Annotated in this window: 14 protein-coding genes and 1 tRNA gene; 5 read left to right on the plus strand and 10 right to left on the minus strand. The window is 55.4% G+C overall.

Features of this window, described 5'->3' with window-relative positions:
* The first annotated feature begins 61 nt into the window (after positions 1–61).
* From AC2FIC_RS06145 to AC2FIC_RS06165, 5 genes are all read left to right on the plus strand, one after another.
* Positions 62–1,177, plus strand: coding sequence for a THUMP domain-containing class I SAM-dependent RNA methyltransferase (locus AC2FIC_RS06145; protein WP_496677028.1), 1,116 nt, complete (start codon positions 62–64; stop codon positions 1,175–1,177).
* 115 nt (positions 1,178–1,292) lie between these two features.
* A tRNA-Pro gene (locus AC2FIC_RS06150) sits at positions 1,293–1,369 on the plus strand.
* A gap of 24 nt (positions 1,370–1,393) precedes the next feature.
* Positions 1,394–2,314: a hypothetical protein gene (locus AC2FIC_RS06155; protein WP_496677025.1), complete on the plus strand. Its 921-nt coding sequence runs from the start codon at positions 1,394–1,396 to the stop codon at positions 2,312–2,314.
* A 19-nt stretch (positions 2,315–2,333) separates the two neighbouring features.
* The gene (locus AC2FIC_RS06160; protein ID WP_082643591.1) at positions 2,334–2,762 is read left to right on the plus strand and encodes a plasmid mobilization protein; all 429 of its coding nucleotides are present in this window, start codon (positions 2,334–2,336) and stop codon (positions 2,760–2,762) included.
* Positions 2,756–4,330, plus strand: coding sequence for a relaxase family protein (locus AC2FIC_RS06165; RefSeq protein ID WP_496677021.1), 1,575 nt, complete (start codon positions 2,756–2,758; stop codon positions 4,328–4,330). Before AC2FIC_RS06160 ends, AC2FIC_RS06165 begins: the two co-directional genes overlap by 7 nt.
* A gap of 1,316 nt (positions 4,331–5,646) precedes the next feature.
* Here the strand turns inward: AC2FIC_RS06165 and AC2FIC_RS06170 are convergent.
* The 10 genes from AC2FIC_RS06170 to AC2FIC_RS06215 form a co-directional block, all read right to left on the minus strand.
* A complete protein-coding gene (locus tag AC2FIC_RS06170; RefSeq protein ID WP_496677018.1) occupies positions 5,647–6,159 on the minus strand; it encodes a toll/interleukin-1 receptor domain-containing protein in 513 nt (170 codons plus the stop codon).
* A gap of 2 nt (positions 6,160–6,161) precedes the next feature.
* Positions 6,162–6,800 carry a TIR domain-containing protein gene (locus AC2FIC_RS06175; RefSeq protein WP_496677014.1) on the minus strand — a complete coding sequence of 213 codons (639 nt, stop codon included), beginning with the start codon at positions 6,798–6,800 and terminating at the stop codon, positions 6,162–6,164.
* Positions 6,801–7,235: a hypothetical protein gene (locus AC2FIC_RS06180; RefSeq protein WP_480600795.1), complete on the minus strand. Its 435-nt coding sequence runs from the start codon at positions 7,233–7,235 to the stop codon at positions 6,801–6,803.
* A 599-nt stretch (positions 7,236–7,834) separates the two neighbouring features.
* Positions 7,835–8,398 carry a sarcosine oxidase subunit gamma gene (locus tag AC2FIC_RS06185; protein WP_142638799.1) on the minus strand — a complete coding sequence of 188 codons (564 nt, stop codon included), beginning with the start codon at positions 8,396–8,398 and terminating at the stop codon, positions 7,835–7,837.
* On the minus strand, positions 8,391–11,348 hold the full coding sequence (locus AC2FIC_RS06190; protein WP_496677010.1) for a sarcosine oxidase subunit alpha family protein: 2,958 nt from the start codon (positions 11,346–11,348) through the stop codon (positions 8,391–8,393). The genes AC2FIC_RS06185 and AC2FIC_RS06190 overlap by 8 nt, the downstream gene beginning before the upstream one ends.
* Positions 11,345–11,632 carry a sarcosine oxidase subunit delta gene (locus AC2FIC_RS06195; RefSeq protein WP_106607275.1) on the minus strand — a complete coding sequence of 96 codons (288 nt, stop codon included), beginning with the start codon at positions 11,630–11,632 and terminating at the stop codon, positions 11,345–11,347. Before AC2FIC_RS06195 ends, AC2FIC_RS06190 begins: the two co-directional genes overlap by 4 nt.
* 11 nt (positions 11,633–11,643) lie before the next feature.
* On the minus strand, positions 11,644–12,891 hold the full coding sequence (locus tag AC2FIC_RS06200; protein WP_106607585.1) for a sarcosine oxidase subunit beta family protein: 1,248 nt from the start codon (positions 12,889–12,891) through the stop codon (positions 11,644–11,646).
* 320 nt (positions 12,892–13,211) lie between these two features.
* Positions 13,212–14,312 carry an Ldh family oxidoreductase gene (locus tag AC2FIC_RS06205; RefSeq protein ID WP_496677006.1) on the minus strand — a complete coding sequence of 367 codons (1,101 nt, stop codon included), beginning with the start codon at positions 14,310–14,312 and terminating at the stop codon, positions 13,212–13,214.
* Positions 14,313–14,342: 30 nt separating this feature from the next.
* Complete coding sequence (locus AC2FIC_RS06210) at positions 14,343–15,248, minus strand: dihydrodipicolinate synthase family protein (RefSeq protein WP_496677003.1); 906 nt, start codon at positions 15,246–15,248, stop codon at positions 14,343–14,345.
* Positions 15,249–15,253: 5 nt separating this feature from the next.
* Complete coding sequence (locus AC2FIC_RS06215; RefSeq protein ID WP_496677000.1) at positions 15,254–16,402, minus strand: mandelate racemase/muconate lactonizing enzyme family protein; 1,149 nt, start codon at positions 16,400–16,402, stop codon at positions 15,254–15,256.
* Between the last annotated feature and the right edge of the window lie 19 nt (positions 16,403–16,421).

The following is a 16,421-nucleotide window of genomic DNA, read 5'->3' on the forward strand; positions in this document are numbered from 1 at the left end:
TGTATCACTTTCGCTGAAATTGCCTGTCGCGCCCCGATCATGTCCGGTGTAAGCACCCTTGATGGAACAAACGAACGATCTGGAAATTTTTCTGGTAGCAACGCCCGGACTAGAGGCGCCGCTGCATGCCGAGGCCACCGAACAGGGATTCGCCGATGCCAAGGTCATTGCTGGTGGCGTGGTTTGTCGGGGCGGGTGGCCCGAAGTCTGGCGTGCCAACCTTTGCCTTCGGGGCGCAAATAAAGTTCTGGTTCGGATTGGCAGCTTTCCCGCTGTCCATCTTGCACAACTGGACAAACGCGCCAGAAAATTTCCGTGGTCAGATTTCCTGCGCCCGGAAGTGCCGGTAAAAGTCGAGGCGACAAGCCGCAAATCGCGCATCTATCATGCGGGTGCCGCGCGCCAAAGGATCGAACGAGCGCTGGCCGAGACACTGGGGACTCCAATCTCGACAGATGCAGCCCTGCGCGTGCTTTTGCGGATTGAGAAAGACATCTGCACATTCTCGATCGACACCTCCGGAGATCCCCTGCACAAGCGAGGTCACAAGACTTCCGTCGCCAAGGCCCCCATGCGCGAGACAATGGCGGCCATGTTCCTGCGCGAATGTGGCTATCACGGGACCGAACCGGTGCTGGATCCCATGTGCGGGTCGGGCACTTTCGTCATCGAGGCTGCCGAGATCTCATTGGGCCTGCTTCCCGGTCGCACGCGTAATTTTGCATTCGAAAGCCTAAGGAGTTTTGATCCCGACATCTGGTCCGACATGCGCGCCGGGTCACCCTCCCCTGCCCCCGAGGTTCAGTTCTTCGGCTCCGACAGGAATGCAGGCGCGATCGAGGCCGCAAAAGCCAATGCGGAACAAGCCGGTGTTTCGACCAATACAACATTTCATTGCCACTCCGTCAGCGATCTGAAGCCCCCGCAAGGTGCTGAGGGGTTAGTGATCGTAAACCCCCCTTATGGCGCCCGGATAGGCGATGAAAAACGTCTGCGATCCTTGTATGGGAGTTTCGGCAAGGTTCTGATGTCACGCTTCAAAGGCTGGCGCGTTGGCATCGTAACAAGCACCCCATCCCTGGCCCATGCCACACGCCTTCCTTTGCTTCCGGCAGGGCCGGTAGTGGATCACGGCGGCACAAAAATCCGACTTTATCGCACTGACCGCCTGATCTGACATGGGGCTAATCACAGGGATTTAGAGCCTGTCCAAAGCCTGTTACTAATCACAAACCAGACCCAGAAATCCTCTTGCACATCCAAACCCTCAGGTATAAATCACCCGCCACGGTCGGAGTGTAGCTCAGCCTGGTAGAGCACTGTCTTCGGGAGGCAGGGGTCGGAGGTTCGAATCCTCTCACTCCGACCAATAAAATCAATCAGTTAAATACGAATGAACTGCGCCGCCACCGCAGCATACCCGGATTTTGTCCGGATTATTCTGTTTTCAGGGTCTGGTTTCCGAAGAAAAGTGAAAGAAAAACCGCTGAGGGGGCGGCCACCCACCTCAACGGTAATGCAAATTTATCCGCACGAACAGAATACCAAATTCGCAGCCGGTCCGCAATCGCGGGAGGCGCATATGTCTAGGCTCAATCGCTTTGAATGGCTCAAGGCCGTTCTGCAATGCGCTGACCTCAACTCGTCAACTAAGGTAGTTGCCTCAGCGCTTTCGGTACAGTTCGCCAACGACAGGACCGGCCAACTCAATCCCTCACTAAAAACGCTTGATGAGTTCCTGGTCGGAATGTCGCTAGCAACCATCAAACGCTGCCTCAAACAGCTTGTCGAGTTCGGTTGGCTGTTTCGAACTGAAGGGCGTGGCGCAGGCAATCACACAGAATACGACCTTCGCTCCCCAACAAAAATCATCCCGTTTCGCCGGAGGAAAAAGGATGCACCGATGAGCCTTTCAGAAGGGCGAAAGGGTTCGCCCGTGAGAGACAAAGGGCGCATGGGTGATCTTTCCTATATAAAGAAAGAACAATCCATAGAACAAAACCTCGCGCTTGAGCCGGATCTGCCGAATGGTGGGCCATCCGACTCGGCGCGCGTGGGCAGTGCGCAACCCGAATTCGTCTCGCGCCAATCTTTCGGCTGCCGCCAATGGGAGCAGTTCACCGAACGAATGTTTGGTGCTTGGATCGACCGGGTACTTCCTGAAGCCATCGAAAACAACGAGCGCGGCTACTGGCTCCCCGGCAGGTTCCCTCCAACGAACAAGAACGAGTGGCCCGTGTTGCGCAGCTGGCTCATCACCGAAGGCTGGACCCTGTTTGCACCATCGAAGCAGGAACTGTGCCATGCGGTCTGAGCAAAGAGCAAGGCGACCCATGTCATACGCTGGCGCTGCTGACACGGGACCTTGCGAGGGGTGGCAAGCCTCCCCTTCGAACCCCACCGGCGGAGGCACGCCGCCCGCCAAAGCGCCGCTCACCGAGACCTTCGTCTTTCGATGTAGCGTTGCTGAGAAGGCTGAGCTTCGCGCCAAAGCCGAAGCTGCCGGAGTGTCTGCCGCGACCCTCTTGCGCGAAGCCTTGGGTCTGACGGAAGCACGTCGTCGCAAGCCTGCGCCTCGCGTCGACCCCGCTCTGGTCCTGGCACTAGGGCGCATTGGCGGTAACCTCAACCAGGTTGCGCGGGTTGTGAATCGGGCGCTTCTGATTGGTCGGGTTGACATGGATACGCTGGCCGTCGCCCGACAACTGGTTGTGATTGAACGCCAGCTTACCAAGATCCTTGATGAGGCACGACAATGCTGATCAAGTTCTTTCCCAATGGCAAAGGCGCGGGTGCTGGTCCAGTTGGCTATCTCGTCACGCGTGAGGTCTTGGCCTATGACTCCAATCGCGATCTAATCCGCGATGCTGATGGCCAGCCCATGACGGTCATACGCGATCCTTTGCCTGAAGTGCTGCGCGGCGATTCCACCCGCACCGAGGCCCTGATCGACGCCAGTCGCAATCAGTGGACCTACCGCGCGGGCGTCATCAGCTTTGCCAGCGAGGACGCACCCACCGTAGCCCAGCAGGTCGAAGTCATGAACGCCTTCGAGGCACTGGCATTCGCTGGTATGGACAGTGAGCAATTCGACTTGCTCTGGGTCCGGCACAGCCACGAAGACCGAGTTGAGCTGCATTTCTGTACACCGCGTTTGGAGCTGACAACCGGTAAAAGCCTCAACATCGCACCACCTGGCTATCGGACAGCCTATGACAGTCTGCGCGACTTAATGAACAAGACGCACGACTGGGCCGATCCGATGGATCTGGAACGCACACAGGAGGTTCAAGCCACCGTTGAGGCCCCAACTAGGGCACAGGGCCGCGAAGAACTCCACGAATGGATCTTAGACCAGATCAGCATCGGCACCATCACCGACCGCGCAAGCATGGTCGATGCCCTGACCGACGCAGGTTTCGATATCCCCCGCGTAAGCAAAAATTACATCACGGCCAAAGACCCCGACACAGGCGAACGCTGGCGATTGAAAGGAGAGATTTTCCATGACGACTGGCAAGCCGACCCGGCTGAGCGAGAAATTGAACGCGGACTTGGACAAGATCCGAAAAGAGCACGCCGCCTTGATGGATTCTCAATTGCAGAGCTTCAGGAGCGATATTCAAGCATGTGTAACACTCGCGCGGAATACAATCGAAGCCGATACCCGCACGTTTTTGGATTGGAGCGGGACGACCTGGCAGAGTCACATCGACAAGATCAAATTCCTGATTCAGATCTCACCTTGGGCGGTGATAACGGCCTGTATGGTGTTGATCGCAGCAACCTTAGGACTGACTTTTCTGTGGAGCTGGAAACTCTCAACGATAGCCGCCTCGACGCAGCTAGAGAGGTTGGGCATCCAGGCGGTACTTCACGAGGGAGCGACTTATTTGATCCTGCCGCCAGAAACATCAAGCATGCGCACCTGTTCGGTGGCGAGCCGATTGGTTTCTTGCATCAGAGTGGAGCCAAACTAGATGGACCAATCCCTGACAGCCTTGGAGCGAGATTTGCTCGCGTGCGTCGAGCAGTTGGTGACGGCTTGCGAGACCTCCGCCTCGGAATTGCGCAATTTGGAAGAACGCTCGACGACCGGGATCGAGGCCAGGCTAAATGGCTTAACGCAGTGCATCGAGCTGCTGATGAAATCACATCTCAAGTCCGTAGCTACATTGGCCGACTTGCTGACCGAAGAACAGAACTACACCACGCTGGAAGAGAACTTGCAGACGAGTTTGAAGCTAGCGAGAGCCGCCGAAACTCTGCTGCAAGAGAGCTGAATCATGGGCTGCTTGAACGAGACCAAGACTACGGCTTCCATCTTTGATCTGAAGGAATGACGATGCCCACTCATCACGAACGCTTCACCATGAGCTTCCGCCAATCCTGCGCCTGCGGGATTGACTACAGAGAATTTGAAAGAGTCGACTCGCTACCGATAGGCATTCCACTAGTTGCAATTGCAGGGGTTTGGGGCGATTGCTACAACTTACGGTGTCTGTTTATGGACACTGACGGAAATCAGTATTTGCGGAATGTGTTCAGGACCAAAAACGGCTACTTGATACCAGAACTTGGGGTCGATGCGAAAATGATCAAAATAGGCCAAGTTGTTCTAGCCTAGCGCTCAACTGCGTATTCTCAGTGAATTGACGCCTGAATCCCAATAAAACTGCCGCCCAATCCCGTTAAGAACGTGCATCCAGACCGATGACCCTCGATCGCCGTGCCACAGGCTACTTGGCAGGAAGGCCACCAAGCAGACCTTCGCTGCGGTGGCGGCACTGATCATCACCAATGGCAGCAACGGTGCAAAAGTAGACTTTGCATAGCTCCGTGCGGCCCGTAACCGACGTAGAGCGGCGCGGTCGAATGCTGCGATTGCATTCTGCACAGCAGTCATTCATTGTTGTAGAAAACTATCCTGAAAGTTTTGGAGGCTAGGCCACCGGATTAAGAAGTGCGGCACTCTGGAAAACAAAATTTGCCAGTGCTACGAACCGTAGAATGTGCCATAGCACTCGGCGAGAACCGGTCTGTCTTGCATCAGACGGCTGTATGACGTCTCGATAATGATTGGTCCAGCCGAACTGACCGCTGAGCGCTCGTTCTATGTCCGCCAGGTAATTTTCAACTTGGTCCATATGGCGCCTAAACACCTTGGAACGTTCGTACCCCACGAACGCTACGACAATCGCCAAGGATGCTCCAAACGGAACCACGATCCAGTTTGGTATAGACGTTACATTGTCCGTAGAAAATTGAAACAGTATGATCGAAAATACAAACGCAGAGCAGGCAAGTTCATTAGCCGTCATTCGGTCAACGGTTCGATTAACTTCCTCCCTAAGAGGTTGGTACTCCACCAAAAGAAGTTCCCTGTCATCTTGAGTTATACTCTTGGTCATCTCTGCGCCTGTTGTTTTTCAAATGATGCAGGGGACGTCTAACGCGGTCAACGGCCCATAACTGACCTTCGACCAGAAAACAGGATGCTGTGTACACACGGTATTCCTGCCGTTCATGCACTGTGCAGATATTCCGAATGGAGATCGGTGGCACCGAGTGTGGAGGCGACGCGTCTGGACCTAGTCTCCGAGATTGCAAGCTGTTCAATGTATTAGAGCGGACTGTCAGGTGTGCTTAACTAGTAACCTTGTTTAGCAACACGCCACGATTGTCTGGCCTGAAAAGCCCGTATCCGCCTTCCCTCGCAGATTCTACGTGACGATATAATTCGAGATATTCGTTGCCGTGATTGCGCCCCGAGCTATCTCGCGTCGGCACAATCACAATCTTGTCTATATGCTTAACCCCATCTGCGTATCCGATCTCCCACGGGCACCATCGACTTGAAGATGAATTGGCCGTCGCCAGATACAAAAACCAATCAAGCCGCTTGATGCGTTCCTTGATCTTTTGCGCGGTCTCGCGGTTAGGGCGCGATGGCATCGATCTGTCTTCCCAATCGATGTAAACGAGCCACCCCTGCGACTGTAAAAAGCCTTGCAACCCTTTCGCCAGCTCTGCATCCCGATGACTATGTGAGAGAAAAGCAGTTTGCTTTCCTTCTCGCACGGCTCGATTCACAACAAAATCTGACCTTTGAGAACCAGCACGACTGGCATAAGTGCGAATAGTAGATTGACTGATCATATCTATCTACCCACGTCAGCGGCTGCCTGCCTCACCCAAGATGCAAAATTCGCGCCACCACCATTCGTCCTATAGCAATACAATCCGGCATAACGAGAAAGCTTGATTACAGTGTTGTCGTGTGGCTTGATCCAAGTTGCGGGAAGATCTACCGCCTGAGTATAGTCCTCATACTTCACCCATTTCCCGTTCATCCTCTCGGCCAAGCGTATTGCGTTGCCCGTATTGTACACCCCCATGTAATCAAGCGGATTAGGCCCCGCTTGAGAAGCGTATCCTTGCTGGTTGCCCATGAGATGAATCCTAACGGCCAACAACCCGTTCCCTTTGATTACTGATCTGGCGATTTCGTAACGAACCCACCTTCTCTCATAAGTTGCCGCCCCAACAAGAACGCAAGTCACTGATGTGTTTTTGATTCCCTCTCGGATCAAGCTCTTAAGAGAATCTGGCCCTGTTCGACGAGAGTTCTCCCAAATGCTTCCATCGTAGAACCCCTCTGACTCGCGCGTGTTCTCATGGTTGTAGCGCCATGAGTTTCGCACCTGGTTCACTCGCCAGATGTCGTTCTGATAATGGAAGGAAAAGAAAACCCGCCGCTTGGCGGTTTGAGCGGGTATAGCCCCGAAAATACTAGCCATTTATACCCCACAAAAAATCAATGATGCGACCGCGCCCAGCGACAGAAAAATCGCCAAATAAAACCAGCTCACGGACCACGAAAGCGCCAGCCGAAGAACTGAAGATGTATCCTGCATGAACGGTGTTGCTTCGAGGCTATAGGCTTCGATTTCTTCCCCTCTTCGCACGTGGTCGTATAGCTTTCGATAAGCTCGCTCGAGGCGTAAATACTGCGCATCCATCAGCCAAAAAATGATCATCGGCACTATGGCTGCAACCGCATAATATGGCGAAGGCGTCTCCACGGTGGCCATGACTGCAACCGCCGCGCTCCCAAACGTCGCAGCAAGAGCTTTGAGGGTAAACGAGTTTGCCCCCATTCTCGTAATGACGCCTTGCAACATGGTTAGATGCGCGATCCGAATACTCTCGTCTTGGATTTGGCTGTCCCCCATTCAATTACCTCGTTCTCTATGCGTAAATTCAATCTCAGCGTGCATTTGACTGGAATGTACTTGAGTAATCTAAGATTTCCAGCGGAAGTCGCTAGACATGACGTCTGCTTTGTTTCACAACGCGATTTGATCTCGCACCTGCAGCGAATTTTTCGCTTTCCGCACTTGGTGCAGAACTTTCAAGTCCGCTTTCGGACTACGACCAGCTGAATGCGTATGCAGCGCTCTGTTGGACCGGTAAAGTCGGGAATGGGCTCATTCGACCAATTCGGGCCCGTCGCAGAGAAAGTCCGGTGCGAGCCCAACCTGTTCCTTGGATTTTCTCGCTGCTTGCACTCGCAGCGTCAGGAATGCCAAGTGAGCAACAAGTTCGGTGCCGCTATGCAGCGGAAGCAACGGTCATTCATACAGGCTGCAGCGAGAATCACACGTGGAATTCACAAGTCGCGGACGAAGCCGAAACTGGACAACTGCGTGGTTAACCCTAAGCTTTGGTACCTAGGGCCAAAAGATCAAGCAGTTGTCATGGGAAGTCTCCTGTACGTGGTTCCGCCGCGGTCGCAGTAGCGGCGGGTTAGTTCAGAAAGTAAGCCGATATTTCAAAGGGCCGAACGGGCGGCAGTCTCCAAAGCATGGTGCAGAGAGCGCGCGTAAGAGCGCGGGCCAAGAACCGCGTAGTGGCTGGCAGTTTCAAAGCAGATGATCACACAGCTAAGGTGCTCCAGCAGCGCGCGTGTGGCGCTCCCGGGCTCCATCGCAGCCAGATTGACGCCGCTCAAACGTTCAAACACACCCCGGCACGCACCCTCCAGATCAAAACGGCACCAGCCGTCTGTTTGCTCTGTTACCGAGGCTAGGCCCTCCACGGCATCCGCGAGTTGGTAGGACATAAGTTCATGCTCCGGGATTTCTGCGGAGATCAGCCACTGATCCTGCGCAAACCAGCTAGCCGCGTATGAGCCCGCTGCGGCGTGCTTCCCGACCGCAGGCAAAGCTAATCCCAGCATGGCCTCGGCCGCTTTCCGGCCTTCGTCTTCGCGCCCCCTACGCAATGCAAGCGAGGCAAGCGCCCGGTTCGGAACCTCAGTGATTGTCAGCCCATTGAATCGGTCGACACGCGGCGTTTCTCCCCAAAGCGGGGTGATGGATTGAAGATCAAGCACGCAGGCGCCCTCCTTCCGGGTCAAAGAAATGTGTGGGAATGACCTGAGCCTTTACATCGGTTCCCCGCACGGGATCGACTACGCGGATAATCTCGCCCATGCGCTGATCACCGCCTTTGAGAAAGGCCATTCCGATGGAGTGCCCCAGATGTGGCGAGATACAGGCTGATGTCACATGCCCCTGTTCGCTGTCGATATGAACAGGCGCAGTTTCATTCACCAACTGGGAACCGGCGGTTATCACTTCGCTTTGGTTCACGGGCTTCAGACCGACAAGGCGCAATCCATTGGGATCAGTCACCCCCTCCCGCTGGTCCATTGTGCTGCCGATGCTGTCTTTTTTGCGGGACACCATGCGCCCCATACCCAGCATCAGTGCGGTGGCCCTGCCGTCGAGTTCGCGACCCGTCGGGTGGCCTTTTTCAATGCGCATGATGTCGAGCGCTTCAAGACCATAGGGAGCTACTCCAAGATCTTGCCCCAACTCTAGCATTCGGCGCCACAGCGCATCTCCATAACGGGTGGGAACAGCCAATTCATAGGCCAGTTCACCCGAGAATGAGATCCGAAACAGACGTGCCCTCAGGCCGCCGCACAGCGTCACGGAACCGCAGGCCATGAACGGGAATGCCTCGTTTGAGATATCGAACTCAGAGTCCACAATCCGCTGCAGCAGCTCGCGCGATTTCGGTCCGGCAACAGCAAACTGCGCCCAGGCCTCGGTGGTTGAGATCAGCTGCACGTCCATGTCCGGCCACAGGCATTGACGGGCGAATTCCATGTTTCTCAGAACCGCCCCGGCATTGGCTGTAGTGGTCGTGATGACGAAGTGTTCTTCCGCCAACCGTGCAGCGGTGCCGTCATCGTAACAGGCGCCATCTTCGCGCAGCATGATGCCATAGCGCACCTTACCCACTGCCAGCTTGGCAAAACCATTGGCATAGACCCTGTTCAGGAATGACGCGGCATCCGCGCCCTGAACGTCGATTTTTCCCAGTGTGGTCACATCGCAGATGCCCACATTCTTGCGCACGTTACAGGCCTCTCGGTCAGCGGACTGGCGCCAATGGGTCTCGCCCGGCTGCGGAAACCAACGCGCCCGCATCCAGTCGCCAGCAGTGTCAAAGGGCGCATTGTGTTCCCTGGCCCATTTGTCAGTCGGGGTTTCGCGCGTCGGGTGGAAGTGTTTGCCCACCGTGCGCCCGCCGATTGTGCCCAGTGCAACCGGTGTATAGGGCGGCCGGAAAATCGTCGTTCCCGTTTCGGGGATCGATTTGCCGGTCAGCTCGGCCATTATTGCCAAAGCATTGACGTTAGCAGTTTTGCCCTGGTCAGTGGCCATGCCGAGAGTAGTGTAGCGTTTGAGATGCTCGACCGATCGGTAGTTCTCCTGATGTGCCAGCTTAACGTCCTTGACGGTCACGTCGTTCTGCTGGTCCAGCCAAGCCCGGCCCTTGCCATGGGGCACATGGTAAAGTGGCTGGAGGTTATAGGCGCCGTTATCGGCGCGCGGCAGCTTCAATGCGCTGGCGGCGATACCCAGGCTTTCCAGGGCAGCCACAGCTTCTTCCGCCCCGCTGCGCAATGCGTCTTCAGTCGAAAACAGGCCTTTGGCCGCACCCGCCACCGACATGCCAACTGGGATGTTCCGGCCGGGAACGAAAGCTGCAATACTCTCAATCCAGACAGGACGGCCGCCCTGGTGGCAGGTCAGGTGGACGTTGGGATTCCAGCCGCCAGACACGCCCAAGGCGCCACAGGCTAGCGTTTCCTCGTGGCCATCCGCTTGACGGACCCGGATGCTGCTCAGGCCATGCCGCCCCTTGGTGCCGATAACATGCGCGCCACTGATCAGCCGCACATCCGTCAGTGTCGGCGCATCCAGCCGGGCATCGACGATGGCTGTGACATCAACACCTTTTGCCATCAGGTCTACCGCAGTGCGATGGCCATCATCATTGTTGGTGAAGACCGCCACCTTCCGCGCGGGGGTTGCAGCCCAGCGGTTGGCATAGGCCCGCATCGATCCTGCCAGCATCACCCCCGGACGGTCGTTGTCCGGGAAAGCAATTGGACGCTCGGTTGCCCCGGCACAAAGGATCGCGCGCTTTGAATAAACCCGCCACAATGTCTGCCGCGGCTTCCCTGCCACAGGGGTTTGCAGATGGTCCTGCACCCTCTCAACCACACCGTAAACCCCGTGGTCAAAGGCCCCCATCGCCGTGCTTCGCGGCATCAGGCGCACATTGTCCATCGCGGTTAGCTCGGCCACAGTCTGCTCAACCCATTCGACCGCAGGCTTTCCGTCGACATCTTCCTGTTCGACGTTCAGGCGCCCGCCAAAACGGCTATCTTCATCCGCGAGGATGACGTTTGCGCTTGCACGGCCCGCGGTCAGTGCCGCCATCAGGCCAGCGGGCCCACCCCCAATCACCAGCAGATCGCAATGGAGGAAGCCCTTTTCATATTCATCCGGGTCATCTTCCCCAGACAGGCGACCAAGGCCTGCAGCTGAGCGGATGATGGGTTCATAGACTTTCTCCCAGAAAGCCGCCGGCCACATGAACGTCTTGTAATAGAAACCGGCGCTCAGAATATCCGAGAACAAATCGTTCAGGGCAAGCAGGTCGTAACGTAAGCTGCCCTTGTAATTCTGTGAGCAAGCAACCAGCCCTTCGTACAGCTCCGCTACTGTAGCGCGTGTGTTTGGTTCCTGCCGGGCTCCACTGCGCAATTCGACCAGCGCGTTTGGCTCCTCGGAGCCAGCGGTGAAAATACCACGCGGACGGTGATACTTGAACGATCGACCCAGGAAACGCACGCCATTGGCCATCAGGGCAGACGCCAGCGTGTCGCCCTCATACCCCAGATAGGCACGCCCATCGAAATTGAAGTTCAGTGGCTTTCCGCGGTTGATCAGGCCGCCATTCAAACGGTTGGATTGGGTCATTTGCTGCGCCCCTGCTTGCGGGCCACATCGCTGGCCAGTTCGACATTAGTGATTTCATGCGTCACCGTGTTGCGTGTTACGACTAGCCACGAGCGGTCGCCATGCTCGTGATACCAAAGCTCGCGGTGCTCCCCGGCTGGATCATCACGCAGGTAGACGTATTCGTAAAACTGATCCATCGCGTTCCCGGCCTGCCAGTCGGGACGGTCAATCAGGCAAGCATCGCCGAGATAGGTGAATTCCTGCCGGTCACGCGGCCCCAAAAGAGGGTGATTGATAATCATTTGACCGCTCCTTACTGCCGGTTCGGGTTCGGGCCTTGGCCCTTTTCATCAAGCAGGTAGCCGGTCCGGAACCGGTCAAGACGATAGGGCTTGGCAAGTTCATGCGGCTGTTCTGTGCTTAGAAGATGAGCAAAGCATTCGCCGGCTGCGGGTGTTGCTTTGAATCCGCCGTAGCACCAGCCGCCGTTCAAATAGAGACCCTTGATCGGCGTTTCGTCGATCACCGCATGGCCATCCATGGACATATCCTGCAAACCGCCCCATGCCCGCAAAAGACGAGCGCGCGACAGCATTGGGAACAAGGTCACAGCGGCTTCAATCACCGATTCAAAGACCGGCAGGTTGCCCCGCTGGGCGCAGGAATTGTACTGATCCAGGTCGCCTCCCATAACCAGGCCGCCTTTGTCCGACTGCGAAATATAGAAGTGACCTGCGCCATAATTGACTTGGCCGGGAATGATGGGCTTGAGCCCTTCAGACACGAAAGCCTGAAGAACATGGCTTTCGATTGGGGTACGAATGCCCGCCATGTCCATCACTCGGCTGGTATTTCCAGCTACCGAGACACCAACCTTCCTTGCGCCGATGAACCCGCGGGTTGTCTCAATCCCCAGGACCTTACCTTGCTCAATCCGGAACCCCATAACTTCGCAATTCTGAAGGATATCTACTCCGCGCCTGTCGGCCGACCGCGCATATCCCCAGACCACAGCGTCATGGCGGGCGGTGCCACCGCGCCGGTGAAGATAGGCACCCGTGATAGGGAAACGTCCGTCGAAATTCATCGAGGGGTACATCTTGCGCACCTGCTCAGGCCCCAAAATCTCGCCATCTGTGCCTTGCATCCGCATGATGTTGGTTTTGCGATAGTGGTCGTCCCTCTCTGAGTCGTTGTGGTGCACGAACAACAAGCCACGCTGTGAGTGCATGACATTGAAGTTCAACTCCCGCTCCATCTTTTCCCACAGGCCAACACTGTGATCGTAGAAGCGGGTATTTGGAGGCAAAGTGTAGTCACCACGCACAATTGTCGTGTTACGCCCGGCATTGCCGGACCCAATCCAGCCTTTTTCGACCACTGCGATGCTTTTCTCACCATATTTCGTCGCTAGGTAATGTGCAGTCGCCAACCCGTGGCCTCCGCCGCCAATGACAATGATGTCGTAATTGGGTTTGGGTTCCGGATTGCGCCAAGCAGGCTTCCAACCTTTTTGGCCATTCAAGGCCTCTCTAATGACTCTTAGCCCTGAGTACCTCATGGCATTCTTTTCCTTTATGGCATGGGTGCCCATTTGGCACCCAGTTCGTGGAACCGGCCAGTTTCAACGCTGATGTGGGCAATGCCGAATCCCATGTTCTGGAACGCTTAATGCTCATAAGTTAATCGATTAACTTCCAATTCGTCAATCACCTTCAACGCCAATAGGAGTCGCAGTTCAAGTATCGCTTACAGTGCTGGGCGTTCGCCCGGGTGGGCGGACGCGTGCCCGATACTTGCGTATCGGGCGGGTAAACGCGATCAAATGCGACACCCTCCAAAAGACAACTCAGGCAACCAAATGGCGATCTTGTGCCTGATTCACGAATCGGGACGACTACAAAGCTCTTGAATGGTGGCGACAAGTTTCGCATCTATGGCACGGTTGGTTGTATCATTGCGGTTGTTGTGGCGCCTTGCGCCCGGCAGACGAGATCCCGGAATTGCCTCGTATTTTTCGAAAAACTCTTCGCAATGGCCCTCCCAACCTTCACCGGCCAGTAGTGATGGCGAAAATGCCAGGAAAAACTCTCCCCCACGGGGAGGGCCACCATCACCGTTGTCGGCATCTTGCGCTTCATAGCTAAACCGTTCACCGGTCGCACCAGCCGCCAAGAGTTCAACCATCGTTGCAATAGCAGAACCCTTGTGCCCTCCGAAGGGAAGCAAAACGCCTTTCAAGATTGCTGCCGGATCGGTGGTTTCATTGCCATTTTCATCCAATCCGGTTCCAAGGGGGACCGAATGGCCATCTCTTGCGGCAATTGCTACATCGCCGCCGGCCATTGCGGAAGTTGCCATGTCGAATACAAATGGTGGTTTGTTTTTCCGTGGCCAGGCAAAAGCGAGCGGATTGGTACCAAATAAAGGCTTGTTTGAACCATGTGGTGCGACATTTGGCATATAACTTACACAAGCCATCCCTGCCAAATTTTGTTCGGCCAATGCCTCAACTTCTGGCCAAAGGGCGGCAAAATGATGCGTGTGGGTAAGAGTCATTGCTGCGATACCGAACTCACTCGCTGCTTTCGCCAGCGCTGGAATACCTCGCTCGATTGCCAAGGGGGCATACCCATCGTCGCCATTCGCGTTAACAATTACAGGTGATTTGTTGGAAATCTGCGGATCGGCGGCGCCGTTGACCTTCCCACTACGTAGGGATGCCACATATCCGGGCACCCTGAACAAGCCGTGGGAATGAGACCCGTCTCGCTCAGCAGCAACAACCGTCCGGGTCAGGGCCCCGGCGTTTTGAGGGTCGCATCCATTTTGGGTGAATGCTTCTAGTGCGAGATCATGTATCTCACTTAGCGATAGGTTTACGACGGTCATTAGAAAAGCCTCCTCAGCCGGGCACGGAACGAAATCGAAATGTGTAGCGCAGTATTTTTCATGACTTTCTTCTTTTGGTGTTTGGGCCATTGTTCATGGCTGGTGATGTTGCGGAATATCTCAATTCAACGGTCCCAAGTGTTTCGAGAACCGGTGGATGCATGCTGCGCCGAAATCAGTCGCTGGCAATGAGGGTTCTCGACTGCCGCCAAGCTCAATTCCCAAACGCGCTGCGGCCAGCATCTTTCCATAGGTCAGGAAATGTGGAATTCCCTGCATGATAAAGCAGAGAACCGGCAATAGATCGGCATATAGCTTATCGGCCCGCTCTTCGGTCCCAGCAGTGAATTCAGCGAAAATTTCGCTGGTCTTATCTACCGTATCAATCGCCGGGATCAGCCCACTGGCACCCGCGCGCAGGTTGTCAGGTAATTCCAGTCCGCAGCGGCCATTGAAAAGCATCACGCTATCCCCGAGCTCTGACGCAACAGACTCAAGATCGACGGCGTTGCATTCCAGTTTCGCGATGGTGAAATTTTTGTGGTCATTCGCAAGCGCGATCAAGCTCTGGTTGCTTAGTCCGAAGCCAAGGAACTCCGGCGCATTCTGGACCCCAATCGGGCAATCGACCGCCGAGATAATCTCGGAGAAGAAGCCCGCCAGCTTTGCATCGTCCATTTTCTGCGAGGGAGGCTGGAGCATCAGCGCCGACGCACCGCTTTGAATTGCTCGCTTCGAAAACTCAATCTGCTCGGTGATCGTATCGCCATAGACGGTCGCTAAGAGCGGCTTGCGTCCATCAATGCGCTTCGCGACGACTTCAAGGACCTCGACGCGCTCATCGAATGAGAGCTTCGAGACCTCCGTACCCAACCCCAGAATCGCAACTCCGGCAGCCTGGGTGCCCAAAGCCGCATCCACCTGACGCCGAAACGGATCCTGGCGCAATACACCGCGATCGTCAAAGAACGCATAGAGCATTGGATAAATGCCGGGCGATACGACCGCAGGTGAATTGTCTTGCAATGCTATCATGTTACCTCCAAACCATTCTTCTTGTCGTAGGCTTCTGCGGCCCGACCAACGGCGTCCTCGTTCAGGGTAAATCCAAGGCCAGGGGCGGACATGACCGGAATTTTCCCGGCATTTGGCGTCAGATCCGGGCTTTCGACGATGTCCTCTTGCAGGAGCTGCCACATGATCTGATTGCCATCATCCAAATTCGGAACACCCGACGCAGCTTGTATCGAGGCGCAGGTGGTAATTCCGGTCTCCCAAACACCGTGAATACACACGTTGATGTCGAATACCTGAGCTATCGCAGCGACGCGGCGGAACCCAAGAATACCTCCAGTTTCGTGCAGACCCACAGTCAGCAGGCTTGCCGCACCGCTGGAGCACATCGAGTGAGCCTCCTCTAGTGTGTACACGGACTGGTCGGCGGCAATTGGGACTGAGCAGGATTGTTTCAATGCCTTCAATGCCGGAACGCCGGCAATCGCCGACACCGGCTGTTCAACCATCTCGAGATCATACTTGGCGAGCTTATTGATCATCACCTGGGCCTCCATCAAGTCCCAGGCCTCATTCGGGTCGATCCGAAGTCGCTTGTTGCCAATTGCCTTTCTGACAGCTTCGACATTGGCCATATCTTTATCGTTGGTGTATCCGGCCTTGAGGTAAATCACTTCAAAGCCGTCCGACGCCAACTGACCGGCATGTGCTGCAACCTCTTCCGTACTGTCTCCCTGGACAAACCCCATGAAACTCACCGTGTCATGGATCTTCCCACCCAACAGGGCATGAACCGGCAGATCCAACGATTTGCCAAGTGCATCCCAAAGGGCCAATTCAACACCTGCAAACGCAAAATTGCCTATTCTTGGATGAGATTGGCTGGCATAGTGATGTCCAAAATTTTGCGTAAAGAGCTGTTTCATCAAATCGGTGATCTGAGTGATGGGCTGCCCTATCAGGACCGTTTTAGCGGTTAGTAAGAGCGCATGGATCGCCTCTGGGGACGTCATCGTCGGGGCGGTTTCGCCGTAGCCGACGACGCCCGCATCCGTTTCGACCTCAATCAGGATTGTTGTTTGACCAAGATTCTTGCCCATGGCCCAGACATAGGGCGTCTTGAACTTGGAAAAGAGCCGTGTGAGGCGAATATCTTTTATTTTCATGACCTTGTCTTCCATTAGG

Source organism: Ruegeria sp. CDSC079, from assembly GCF_059610505.1.